The following is a 13,020-nucleotide window of genomic DNA, read 5'->3' as shown; positions in this document are numbered from 1 at the left end:
CATACTGCCCGGATCACTGAATTGTTCCGGGCAGAATTATGGTGGTATTAAATCCTGAATTATCTGTATCTGTACTAAGCATTAGTTTTCTGAAAGTGATACAACCATTTGTCGCACTATAGAAAAATTTGTTTGAACGTTTATTCTTTCAGCCATGAAAATTTACGCCGGCCTAAAGCAATAAATGGTTTTTCAATATACTGAAAAGTCAGGGTACAGATAGTCAGTAAAATCAACAATACTGCTATAGATACTAATGTGTATTGTGTGCGATTCAAAACAAGATTTTGTACGGCAATATATTTATTCATACCATACCAGGCTAAACCATGAAGTAGATAAATACTATAGCTGGCATCTCCCAGACGTACGAATCCTCTCAGTTTTAATAAGCCAAAAAGATCACCACCCATAGTGATGAAGATAAATAGCAAAGCCATTACCGGCAAATAAACAATATTGTAAATTCTATCTGCAACTGCAAGCATAAATACGACTGTTAATATTATTCCAATATCACAAATGTATTTGGGTATTTGAATTTTTTCAGGTAATTTTCTTGCCAAAGCTCCAATAGCAAAATATGCAATATATACTGCATAATTTTGATTATATTGAGAAATAAAATATGTACAGATAACTAATATTGTTAAACTTAATTTTAATAAACCTATTTTATTGCGTAATATACAAATAACGGGTAACGAAAAATAAAATCCCCACTCCCAGAATAATGTCCATGTGACTCCAGCATTGATCAAATTAGAATTTTCCAAACCAAATAAAGGCGGTTTATTACCGGTAATACCTGCATCAAACCAATAATAAAAAGTATTGAACAATTGATCAGTATTAATATTATCTTTCTGGATAAAAAAAGCAAAAATAATGCAGAATATAGATGAAAGATAAAAAACAGGTGCAATGCGAAAAAAACGCTTCTGATAAAACATTATCCATGAAGTAGGCTGTGTACAGGCAAACAGAAAACCGGAAATCATAAAAAATATGGCCACCCCAAGACCACCCATATTCATAACAATTGGATAGTTAGGACGATTTATTTCATCTGACCACGCCTGTCCATGAAAATAGAAATAACAAAGAAGATAGTGAAATAGTGCAACTATAAATGCTAAAAAGAATCTTAATCCGTCTAAATGCTTTACTCTGTTAACTTGACTGTTCTCATCCATAAAACTAAAAAGTCTTGAACCAAATAATAGTCCTATAAGCAATATCAGCCCAAACATCCATAAAATGAATTTATATTGAATTAGCATTTATAATTCTTCAAATTAAGATTTGTTTTTTAAATATTTTTTATAATAAATCAATTTTAACATATAAAATTTGTTCAAAATTAAACTTTTTATTTCTAATGTTCTTTATATATATGAATAATAAATGCTTTTTGACTAAATAAATTCAAAATAAAATACTACTTTATTTTAGGTATATCGCTTTTGCTGACTTAATTTCATAAAGGGTTGCTCAATAAAAAGATAGCTTAATGTACATATCAGCATTAAGGTAATAAATACCACGGTAGCAAGCAAGGTATAGCCTGTTTTCTCCAGATGAATTTCATTTATTTGAATAATTTTATTCATACAGAACCAGCCAATACCATGTAATAAATAAATACTGTAGCTGGCATCACCGAGCCGTATAAAAGCTTTTAGCCGTAACAGCCCGAATATATCGCCACCGAGCGCAATCAGACCAAACAGCATTGCAAACAGTGGTAAAAAATTAATGTCATAGTTACCATTAGTAATACAAAAAATCAGTACCAGTAACAGCACGATACCGATATCACAGAATTTTTTAGATATCTGTACAGTTTCTGACAATATTCTGGCCAGTGCGCCTATGGCAAAACAGGCAATAAAGTAAGCTTTTTGCTGATTAAATGGGGCAATCAGATAAACGGCAATAAATATTACGATTATTGCCAGAGGCAGTAAACCGGTTTTCGGGCGCAGAATACATATCAGTGGCAGGGAAAAATAAAATGCCCATTCCCAGTATAGCGTCCAATATACACCTGCATTAATCAATCGGGCGTCCTGCATACCGAATAATCCTGGTTTAATGCCTGTAATACCGGCATCAAACCAGTAATACAGATTAAGCAGCATATCACGTGTAACCAGTGTATGCCGTTGTAAATACAGTGCAAGTAATATACAGCATGCAGAAGACAAACAAAATACCGGTGCAATGCGCAGCAGACGCTTCTGATAAAACTGTATCCACGAAACGGGGCCAGAATGCGCAAACAGATAACCTGAAAGCATGAAAAACAAAGTAACAGCGAATGCACCAAGACGCAGATTGAGCAGATTATGGACAAATACGGCCGGTGTCCATGGCTGGCCGTGCAAATAATAATAGCTGTAAACATAATGATGCATAGCTACACTGAAAGCTAATATAAAGCGCAGACCATCCAGTCGCTCTATCCGCCGGCTACCGGGATTATCCATAAATGCAAACAGCCTGGTTCGAAATACTGCCCAGCACAGTATTAATAATCCCAGCATCCAGCCAAACATTTGGTATGAAAAAAGCATAAAAATATTAACAATCAGTAGTAAACACAACCTGATATTAATGTTTTTTTACGGTTTCTGTGAATCCGGTTTTAAGAATCAGGCCTGCTGTTAGTATACGTCACGCTGATAGCGTTGCTGCTGACGCAGCTCACTCAGATATTCATCAGCATCTTCAGAGCTGAGTTTACCCTGCTCAGTAACAATATCCAGCAGTGCCTGCTCAACGTCACGAGCCATTTTGCCGGCATCGCCGCAAACATAAATATGCGCTCCGCGCTGTAACCATTCCCAGATATCATGTGCACGCTCCCGCAATTTATGCTGTACATAAACCTTTTCGTTTTCCTGACGGCTCCAGGCAAAATCGTAACGTGTCAGTAAACCGCTTTTGCGGTATTGCAGCCACTCGGCCTGATAAAGAAAATCATCAGTAAATTTCTGATTACCGAAAAACAGCCAGTTTTCACCTGCGTCACCATTGACATCACGCTGTTGCATGAATGCGCGAAACGGTGCAATACCTGTACCGGCACCAATCATGATAATGGGTGTGTTACCATCTTCAGGTAAGCGGAAACGGTGATTTTCTTCAATAAATACGCGTACTGCCTCACCTTCCGGCAAACGTTCACCGAGAAAACCGGACGCACCCCCTGTATATTGCTGTTGACGCTGAATAAAACGCACCACACCCACGGTCAGATGAACTTCCTCGCCAACTTCATCCTGACTTGAAGCAATTGAATACAGGCGCGGTGTAAGCGGACGAAATAAATCATGTAATGCCTGTGCATCAATTAAATGCGGATAGGCTGCCAGCACACTAACTGGCGGAGTGGTGGCAATAAACTGTTTCAAGGCTGTACTGTCAGCCACGATTTCATCCAGTTCGGCATTTTGTATCTGCCGGGCATAGTTTTGCACCAGAGCAGGTGTATTCTGAGTGATATCCAGCTCATTCTGTAAAGCTTCTCCAATACTTATTTCACGTCCATCAGCCAGTCGAACCAGTACATCCCTGTTTACCTGAGTATGTTGCAAAATTTCTTCTACCAATGTGGCTGCATTCTGATAAAACACACCCAGTGCATCCCCAGGCTGATAACGGATACCGGAACCGGTTAAATCAATTTCGATGTGTTCGACATCTTTGTTGGCTTCAGGTGTGGTGATCCGCTGGCGCAAACTTAAGGTGGCGCTGAATGGTGCTGCTTTGGTAAATACCGCAGTTTGTGCAGCGACTACACTTTGCTGAACCTCATTACTTATGCTGGCGCTATTAGTGTTATTCAGCTCACTGATAAGAGTAATAATTTTATCCTGCCATGCTGCGGCACTACTCTGATAGTCGACATCACAGTCAGTCCGTTCAGCAAGGCGCTGCGCACCCAGATGAGCCAGTTGATTATCAAAATCCTTAGCACACTGACAAAATTGCGGATAACTACTGTCTCCCAGTCCCAGTACCGCAAAGTGAAGCTGATTAAGAGCCGGTGCTTTTTTACCAAATAGATATTTATATAGTGGTAAAGCTTCTTCCGGAGGTTCGCCTTCGCCCTGTGTTGAAGTTACCAGCAAAAGAATATCTTCACTGGAGAGCTGCTTGATTTTATAGTCGCCGCTGGCGATTAAAGCTGCATTAATACCGGCAGCTTCAAGTTTCAGTTGCAGACTTTCTGCCACACGACGTGCGTTACCGGTTTGTGAAGCAGATAAAACCAGTACCTTGCGTGCTGCAACCGGTTCTGCAACACCAGATACCGGCAACGCTGCCGGAGAAACCGTATTTTGCTGCTGACTGTTTGCCCATGCATAGCCGGACAGCCAGGCCAGTTGTGTTGGTGAAAGGCTGGCAAGCGATTGCAGCAATTCAGGGGAAATGGGTATGCTCATGGCTTGTGCTCGATAAGGTTATGATTAATGTAATTTTCAGACTGCAATAGATAGTCAGCCATACTAGCAAGCACAAAGTTTTTTGAGAAAGAAATGACGCTTATTTAGATAGAAGCAGTAAGAATATAAAAAAGGCAACCCTTCGGATTGCCTTGAATCGGATGGTCTGGCTTGCCTCCAGACTGTCCGGATTAGCGTTTAATACCGATTTCCGGAAAAGATTTACGCATTACTTCATCCAGATGGCTGGCTGAAGCACGCATTAAACCCTGCTCTTTTTCATTCAGCGGAATTTCAATTACCTGACGTATGCCGTGCCGGTCTAACACTGCCGGTGTACCAATATACATATCATTAACACCATACTGACCGTTCAAATAAGCAGAAACCGGTAAAATGGTATTTTCATCATCCAATAATGCGCGGCAGATACGTGCCAAAGCAGCACCGACACCATAGTAAGTGGCTCCTTTAAGGCGAATAATATCGTAAGCGGCATTGACCACACGATCAGCAATAATATCCAGATCTGCTTCGGTAAAGCGCGGGTCACCTTTAATCCATTCTTCCATGGTCAGCCCGCCTACACTCAGGTGAGACCAGGCCGGAAACTCGGTGTCTCCGTGTTCACCCAGAATATATCCGCTTACTGTGCGCGGATCGACATTCAGTAAATACCCTACATATTTACACAAACGGGCGGAATCCAAAGATGTACCGGAACCAATTACCCGTTCTGCCGGAAAACCGGAAATTTTCCATGTAGCATAAGTCAGAATGTCAACTGGATTCGAAGCCACCAGAAAGATACCGTTAAAGCCGGACTCTACTATATGAGTGACAATGCTTTTAATGATATGCAGATTACGATTAACCAAATCCAGACGTGATTCACCGGGTTTTTGAGCAGCACCGGCAGTAATGACTACGATATCGGCATCAGCAGCATCACTGTAATCACCGGCGTAAATGTTTTTCGGATAAGTAAACAGTAATGCATCAGCAATATCTTTAGCATCACCATGCGCCTTATCCCGGGCAACATCGACGATAACCAGTTCCTGACCGATACCTTGCAGGGTAGCAGCATAGGCAAAAGTGGAACCAACTGCACCGGCACCGACCAGAACAATTTTCTGGTGATTTTTGGCATTAGTAGGCTGTAACATAAATCAACCTCGTTTCTATGGATAAATACAAAACTATGTGAATTTATGCATAAATTGTAACAGATTACCATATGCCATTTTTTTTATTTATTTATATTCATTATTCATTACAAATTTTGGTATATCAGACCTATAAATATAATTTTATGTATATTTTTTTATTATTTATATTTATATTTTTATTTTTTCGTATATTTATGTTTAATATTAAATAAATTTTTTAGCTTGCAAATTCGATTTTATACTTTGATTTTAAGCTAGCATTATATTTACGGAATATAGTGTTTTAATTTAATATTTCAATATATAGCAAATTAACAGTACAATTTTAAAACATTCAAAATTAAACAAATTAATTATCTTAATAAATAACTGTTTTTTATATTTAAAATATAGTATATGGAAAATTCATGGGAAAAATAACTGCACTGACATACTATAGATTCGATGAAGATTATTTAGAAGATTATCGAAAAAATCTTAAAAATTTATGTGATGATTACCTTATCATTAAGGATATTGAGGGAGGATTAATGCATGCTGAAGGAGAATATAGACAGCGTTTATATCAACAGGCATATGAGCAAGGAACTAAATGGGCTGTTGTTTTAGATCCGGATGAACGATTAGAAAAAAGAGCAGGAAAAATTTTAAAGAAACTCATCAGGCAAGCAGAAAAAGAAAATGTCAAAAGGATTTTTAAATTTAACTATAGAGAAATGTATACTTCTAATGAATATCGCTGTGATGGAATTTGGAATAATAAAGAAAGAGTAGTTGTTTTTCCTCTTTTAGAAGAAAATATTTACTCTGATGCAGCCCTTCATATGCCAAAGCATCCTCTTAATTCTGATTATGAAATTATCAATACTGACCTGAATATTTATCATCTTAAGCATATTAATCCGGCTTTACGTCAACATCGGAGAGACATTTATGAAAAGTTAGATGCAGATCATAAATATCAAACTATCGGATATGACTATCTAATTGACGAAACAGGAATCGAATTAGCAAAGATATCATGGAAAAGAAGGTTTACTCCCAAGTATCGTGAGTATCATATTAATGAAGGTATTTTTTCAATGGAATAAATATTTTTATACTTTTACTTATAAAATAAAGTAATCTTATTGTCAGAGTTATTTTTAGCAAAAAAATTTATACTTTTCATTTAATTAAATAATTTTATTCTGTTTTTTAAAATATATTATTGGACAGAAGGTATTATCAATAATTTATTGTTCAGGATCAGATTTTATATTTGAAAACCTTAACTAATCAAAAAAGCCATATACTATGGTATCAATAAGTTATTTTATTAATAGTGATGTGATGAAAAATTTAATTTGCTATAAAACGTTGCCAGTTTGGAATGCACAAACCTTACCGAAACAGTTTTGTGAACAGCATAATACGCAAACAGGTACCTGGGCAAAATTAAATATTATTAAAGGTCATGTGAATTTTGATATATTAACTGAACAGGGAGACATCATTTCTGAACATGTTTTCAATACTCAGCAGCAACCACCGTTGATTTTACCTCAGCAATGGTACCGGATAGCTCGGGTATCGGATGATCTGCAATGCCAGCTGGCTTTTTATTGTCTGCCGGAAGACTACACTCAGAAAAAATATCAAATGACCAAAACGCACTCTGAAGTACTGGCAGTTAGTCAGTTCATTCCGGCAGGGAAAGTTTTGGATTTAGGTTGTGGTTCCGGTCGTAACTCACTCTATTTACAGCTACTGGGTTTTGATGTTGATTCCGTTGATAAATCAGAGGTGAGTATTAATAATTTACAAAGCATTATTGCTAATGAACATTTAGACCATATTAATGCATCTGTTTATGATATAAATCAGGCTGATTTAACAGGTAATTACGATTTAATTATTTCAACAGTGGTAATGATGTTTCTACAGGCAGACAGAATTCCCGATATCATTCGCAATATGCAAATGATAACAAAACCGGGGGGATATAATTTAATTGTCAGTGCGATGTCCACTGACGATTTCCCTTGTACAGTCGGGTTTTCGTTTACTTTTAAAGAGAATGAATTGCGTAATTATTATCAGGACTGGAATATTCTGAAATACAATGAAGATGTTGGTGAACTGCATAAAACCGATAGTGATGGTAATCGAATAAAACTGCGATTTGCCACTTTACTGGCACAAAAAAAGTAATATCTCAGGATGTAGTTGAGTACAATTGAAAACATGCAATGGTTAAATAGAAAATTCAATAATAACTATATAAGATTAAAAAGCGATAATGCCAGTTTCAGACTAAGTAATACTTATTTGAAAACAGTCAGATCTGTTTCCCTGGAACCAGCAGAGCATTAGTAAACAATTTACTGAATTAAAAGTAAAAGTATCCGGCTTAATTAAAAAATAACATGATAATGACACCAATTACAACTCTACAGCGTAATAAAATATCCGGCCAATGATAATAATGTGATTAGCTGGTATACAGACATCACTATATTCCTTTGTATTAAAGGCATGCAAACGTATTTCTTCGTAGGGCATTGAATATAGTTTCCTGATGCGATACTGGTGATTTTGTTTAATCAGATATAAATTACCATCAATAATATTGGTGCGGTTTAAATCTACTGCAAAAATAGTCCCGTAAGGAATAATAGGTTCCATACTATTATCATTTACCGAAAAGCACACCACCATTTGCGGATTGATTTTTTTACGCTCCAGAAGCTCAGTTCTTAAACTGATTCTTTTACCGTGCTGAATATGCAGTTGTTTTGACTGCACACTGCCGGCCTGTTCTATTGAAGAATAAAATGGAACGAGTGTTTGATCCTGATTTTCTGCAATAATATTTACTTCCGCAGCCAATGTTGTGGTTGTAGCCGGAAAAGGACTACCACGGCCTTCACGTAACCAGGATAAACTGACACCCAGTATATTGGCCAGTATATCCAGATTTTTCGGTTCGTAATGACCATTCTCCCATTTAAATACGGCAGTTTTAGAAACCCCCATTCTATCAGCCACCTGTTGCTGTGACAGAGCCACATGCTTGCGCGCCTGTTTAATCCGATCGCTTAACATCAGTTATCTCCTGACTCAAATACAGAATGATGTTAACGTAAATCGTGTTATGTTTTGTTTATACGAATAATCATTTTTAATATATAAAATATGGAAATTTATCCAAAAAAAGTTAATATTATTTACCCTATATAAATTATCCAATAATATTAATATGATAATTCATCATAAACTTTAATTAATATCATATTACATTAACAATTTGACTTTTTAAACTTTCAGTTTAACGTCATTTTTACATATTTTTTACACAAAAGTTTGATATAAATCTTATTCTGACATTGTATTTTTGCATCCAAAGCATCAGATATTTACCTGTTAGATATTAAATATATCTGAATTCTGCCGGATAAATAATCTGAAACGACGAATAAATTTAATAAATATTATCTGCAAGTTAATATATGACAAAACAATACCAGCCTGAATATCAGGCTGGTGCCAGACAGAACATTAATTCTGTCTGCTTATTTTCAATAGATTAACTATTATTGAGTGCGGTTTTAAGCAACAGAAACAATCATACCGGCGGCAACAGTATGGTTGGTAGCTTCATCAATCAGAATAAAGGCTCCGGCAGCGGGATTATCCTCATAAGTAGTTGCTACCACAGGTTTCTGAATACTAAGCTGCACACGGCCAATATCGTTCAGCTGCAGGCTGTCGCTGTCTTCGCGATGGTTCAGGCTTTGTACATCAAGCAGATAATCAACCTGTCTGATTTTGGCGTATACCGTCTGAGTAGTATGCTTGAGCCAGTAGCGGCGGGCTGAGTTTAAGGGTTTGCTGTCGAACCAGCACACGGAAGCACTGATGGTTTTCACTGGCTGTAATGCACTGTCTGCTGCCACCAGACTGTCGCCCCGGGATACATCAACATCATCTGCCAGTACCACAGTCAGCACAGCACCTGACTGTGCCTGCTCCACCTGACCATCAGGCGTATAAATGGCCGCTATGGCACTGGTCTGCCCTGCCGGTTCAATGCGTATACGATCGCCCGCTTTCAGGGTACCTTGTTCCAGACGCCCCTGATAACCGCGAAAATCATCTGCGCTGCTGCCATCCAGCCGGGCAACCCGCTGAACAGGGAATAATACAGGAGCAGACAGTAACTGACTGCTGCGGTTGGCAGCGGGCAGGCTTTCCAGCAAAGGCAACAGAGGCTGCCCTTGATACCATGGCATATGCGCACTGGCAGTCACTATATTGTCACCATTCAAAGCTGATATGGGTACGTAGCTGATATTGTGCAAATCCAGAGCAATAGCCAGTTCAGCATAAGCACGCTTAATGGCATTAAATTTTTCTTCACTGTAATCCAGTAAATCCAGTTTGTTTACTGCCACAATAATATGCGGCGTACCCAGCAGTTTCAGAATTGCGCTATGGCGGCGGGTTTGCGGCAGTAAGGCTGGTGTATGTTCAGTGTAATCCAGCCGGGTGGCATCTATGAGAATAATGGCTGCATCAGCAGTAGATGCACCTGTAACCATATTGCGTGTGTACTGCTCATGCCCCGGCGTGTCAGCAATAATAAATTTACGCGCCGGTGTGGCAAAATAACGATAGGCTACATCTATAGTAATACCCTGCTCACGCTCAGCGGCAAGTCCATCAGTTAGCTGAGCAAAATCAGGAATGCCGTCGGCGGTACGCTTGTGCTTGCCGTGATACAGCGAAGCAACCTGATCAGCCAGTAAGGACTGACTGTCAAACAGCAGTCGTCCTATCAGCGTGGATTTACCATCATCTACGCTGCCGGCAGTAATAAAACGCAATACAGAATCAGTACTCATCAGTGTCTCACTTTTTTAAGGTTGCCGCCTGTGCCAGCATCTGTTGCAGGCTGTCCCGGGCAGGTTCCAGTTTTCTGAAGCCGTCTTCTGCCATCAGATGGCCGCCATCAGGGATATACTGAATACTGCTATGCAAGGCATGGGCAATATCGTTACTGGCTGCTTCGGGAACATATGGGTCATTAGTTGAAATAATGCTGTGAACCGGCATACTGATTTGCTGCAATACTGCAAAATCCGGCTGACTGGCATCGATATAACCATCCAGTATTTGTAGCCTGGGCAGGTGTGCGGCAAATCCGGCAACCAGAATCAGACCGCCCAGCCGTGCAGGTTTATGCCGGCTGAGAAATTGCAGCAATGTAATAACGCCAAGACTATGACCAATCAGAAAAGTCTGTTCATCCGGCTGCCCGATAAGCTTATCCAGTGCCTGCTGCCATTGCGCTGCCTGCGGATAATCCGGCTGAGGCATAAGCGGTACGGTTACTTCTGCACCGGTTGTCCGGATCTGTGCAGCCAGCCAGTCGAACCAGTTATCCTGCGGACTGCTCTGAAAACCATGCACAATAAATATTCTGGCCGGTAATAGCGTTTGTTTTTCTGTCATCAGAAATAACCTGCTTTCTTGCGCTCTTCCATCGCTGCTTCCGATACCTGATCATCCATACGGGTAGCATTACGTTCGGAAATCGTGGTTTGTGCGGTTTCAGCAATAATTTCTGCTGCTGTACTGGCTGTGCTGGCTACCGGACAGGTGCAGGAAATATCGCCGACAGTCCGGAAACGCACACTGCGCACAATACTGACTTCACCTTCTTTCTTTGGTGTCAGCTCTGTTACCGGTACCAGCATATCGTTGCGCTCAACGACTTCTCGCTGATGTGCATAGTAAATCTCCGGCAAAGCAAGCTGTTCACGCGCGATATATTGCCAGATATCCAGTTCTGTCCAGTTGGAAATCGGAAAAACCCGCATATTTTCACCCGGATGCAGACGTGTATTGTACAAATCCCATAATTCGGGACGCTGGTTTTTCGGATCCCACTGACCAAATTCATCCCGAAAAGAAAAAATCCGTTCTTTAGCCCGGGCTTTTTCCTCATCCCGTCTGGCACCGCCCATTAATGCATCAAAGCCATTGGCTTCAATTGTTTCCAGCAGAGTGACAGCCTGTGCGGCATTCCGTGAATCTGTAGCCCGGCGCAGAGTAACACTGCCGCGGCGAATCGACTCTTCTACGCTGCCGACAACCAGACGTGCACCAAGGCGGCGTACGACTTCATCACGAAAAGCAATAACCTCGGGGTAGTTGTGTCCGGTATCTATATGCACCAGTGTCAATGGCAGTTGCAGGCTGTGTCCCGGAATCTGAAAAGCCTTTACAGCCAGAGACAGTAGCACCACTGAATCCTTGCCACCGGAAAACAGTAATGCCGGATTGCGTGCTTCGGCCACTACTTCGCGGATAATATAAATAGATTCAGCTTCCAGCCAGTCCAGATGTTTGTCTTGAATACTCATGATATCCCCGTTACGGGCACAGACCATTCTGTCTGCAACCCTGAGTTGATTTCAGCTTATTTATGTAAACCACATTCTTTACTGTCCTGACTTTCCCACCACCAGCGTCCGGCACGAATGTCTTCGCCTGCTTTTACAGGGCGGGTACAGGGCTCACAGCCGATACTGGGATAACCCTGCTGATAAAGGGCATTAACCGGTAACTGCTGCTGCCGGGCATATGCCCATATTTCAGTTTCCAGCCATTCGGCCAGAGGATTATATTTAGCCATGCCGTGCACCTGATCCTGCTCTGCCAGAGCCAGAGCCGTACGTGTTGCCGACTGCTCACGCCTTTGTCCGGTTATCCAGGCATCGGCCTGACTCAGAGCACGACCAAGCGGTTCGATTTTGCGGATATGACAGCACTCACGCCTCAGTGCAACACTGTCATAAAAAGCCAGTTTGCCGTGAGTGGCGATATATGCATTTACAGCGTGTTCATCCGGCCGGTATTCCGCAATACGAATACCCCAGTGCTGACGCACAGCCCCGAGCAAGCTCAGTGTTTCACTGTTCAATGCACCAGTATTAAGCGTAAATACTTCAATAGGCAGCTGTTCGCGGGCAATCACATCAGTAATGACCATGTCTTCAACCGCCAGACTGGAAGCAAATTTAACATGGTGATGCTGCTGTGCAATCTGCTGCAAGCGTGTTGTCAGCTCGGCCGTCAGAGCCGGCAGGCGGCCGGTGGCAGCCGCATCATGCGGAGGAGTCCACAAACGGGGACGCAACATGGTTATCACTATCCTGAATGCACAAATTATTAATGACAGTAATTGTTTAACCGGATTACTGTCTGAATAGCACAAATAGTAACAAGTGCAGCCGGCATGGAGGAAAGAATAAAAATTTCTTTCTTTATAACCAAACTTCCGGTCACTGATGCTGCTGTTACAGATATAACTGCCAACGCTTTGGTTAGAAAAAATGCTTCTTTTT

Annotated in this window: 11 protein-coding genes; 2 read left to right on the top strand and 9 right to left on the bottom strand. The window is 40.5% G+C overall.

Translation table 11 applies throughout. The features are described from left to right. Window positions 1-140 precede the first annotated feature (140 nt). From H3V01_RS08110 to H3V01_RS08095, 4 genes are all read right to left on the bottom strand, one after another. Window positions 141-1,283 (bottom strand): acyltransferase family protein, encoded by a 1,143-nt coding sequence (locus H3V01_RS08110; RefSeq protein ID WP_084554587.1) that lies wholly within the window; start codon window positions 1,281-1,283, stop codon window positions 141-143. 168 nt (window positions 1,284-1,451) lie between these two features. Further along, window positions 1,452-2,579: an acyltransferase family protein gene (locus tag H3V01_RS08105; RefSeq protein WP_198186505.1), complete on the bottom strand. Its 1,128-nt coding sequence runs from the start codon at window positions 2,577-2,579 to the stop codon at window positions 1,452-1,454. A 90-nt stretch (window positions 2,580-2,669) separates the two neighbouring features. Then, window positions 2,670-4,454: an assimilatory sulfite reductase (NADPH) flavoprotein subunit gene (locus H3V01_RS08100; protein ID WP_198186504.1), complete on the bottom strand. Its 1,785-nt coding sequence runs from the start codon at window positions 4,452-4,454 to the stop codon at window positions 2,670-2,672. A 191-nt stretch (window positions 4,455-4,645) separates the two neighbouring features. Beyond that, window positions 4,646-5,623, bottom strand: coding sequence for an L-lactate dehydrogenase (locus tag H3V01_RS08095; RefSeq protein WP_037393735.1), 978 nt, complete (start codon window positions 5,621-5,623; stop codon window positions 4,646-4,648). Window positions 5,624-6,033: 410 nt separating this feature from the next. Between H3V01_RS08095 and H3V01_RS08090 the strand changes: the two genes are divergently transcribed. Together H3V01_RS08090 and tehB are read left to right on the top strand one after the other, a co-directional pair. Continuing rightward, window positions 6,034-6,717: a hypothetical protein gene (locus tag H3V01_RS08090; RefSeq protein WP_037393737.1), complete on the top strand. Its 684-nt coding sequence runs from the start codon at window positions 6,034-6,036 to the stop codon at window positions 6,715-6,717. 241 nt (window positions 6,718-6,958) lie between these two features. Further along, window positions 6,959-7,819, top strand: coding sequence for an SAM-dependent methyltransferase TehB (gene tehB / locus H3V01_RS08085; protein ID WP_232332655.1), 861 nt, complete (start codon window positions 6,959-6,961; stop codon window positions 7,817-7,819). Window positions 7,820-8,050: 231 nt separating this feature from the next. Here the strand turns inward: tehB and H3V01_RS08080 are convergent, their stop codons facing one another. The 5 genes from H3V01_RS08080 to H3V01_RS08060 all read right to left on the bottom strand — a co-directional run bounded on the left by H3V01_RS08080 (window position 8,051) and on the right by H3V01_RS08060 (window position 12,821). Then, complete coding sequence (locus tag H3V01_RS08080; RefSeq protein WP_025331751.1) at window positions 8,051-8,713, bottom strand: XRE family transcriptional regulator; 663 nt, start codon at window positions 8,711-8,713, stop codon at window positions 8,051-8,053. 503 nt (window positions 8,714-9,216) lie between these two features. Continuing rightward, window positions 9,217-10,512 (bottom strand): sulfate adenylyltransferase subunit 1, encoded by a 1,296-nt coding sequence (locus H3V01_RS08075; RefSeq protein ID WP_037393739.1) that lies wholly within the window; start codon window positions 10,510-10,512, stop codon window positions 9,217-9,219. Between the two features lie 7 nt (window positions 10,513-10,519). Next, on the bottom strand, window positions 10,520-11,122 hold the full coding sequence (locus H3V01_RS08070) for an RBBP9/YdeN family alpha/beta hydrolase (RefSeq protein ID WP_198186503.1): 603 nt from the start codon (window positions 11,120-11,122) through the stop codon (window positions 10,520-10,522). Further along, entirely contained in the window at window positions 11,122-12,036 is a 915-nt protein-coding gene (cysD, locus tag H3V01_RS08065) for a sulfate adenylyltransferase subunit CysD (protein ID WP_078475255.1), read from the bottom strand. Before cysD ends, H3V01_RS08070 begins: the two co-directional genes overlap by 1 nt. A 56-nt stretch (window positions 12,037-12,092) precedes the next feature. Beyond that, on the bottom strand, window positions 12,093-12,821 hold the full coding sequence (locus tag H3V01_RS08060) for a phosphoadenylyl-sulfate reductase (protein WP_198186629.1): 729 nt from the start codon (window positions 12,819-12,821) through the stop codon (window positions 12,093-12,095). Between the last annotated feature and the right edge of the window lie 199 nt (window positions 12,822-13,020).

It is taken from the genome of Snodgrassella sp. M0351, from assembly GCF_016100575.1.
Lineage (GTDB): Bacteria > Pseudomonadota > Gammaproteobacteria > Burkholderiales > Neisseriaceae > Snodgrassella > Snodgrassella alvi.
The sequence above is the reverse complement of the archived record's forward strand: the minus strand, read 5'-3'. Positions and strand labels throughout refer to the sequence as shown.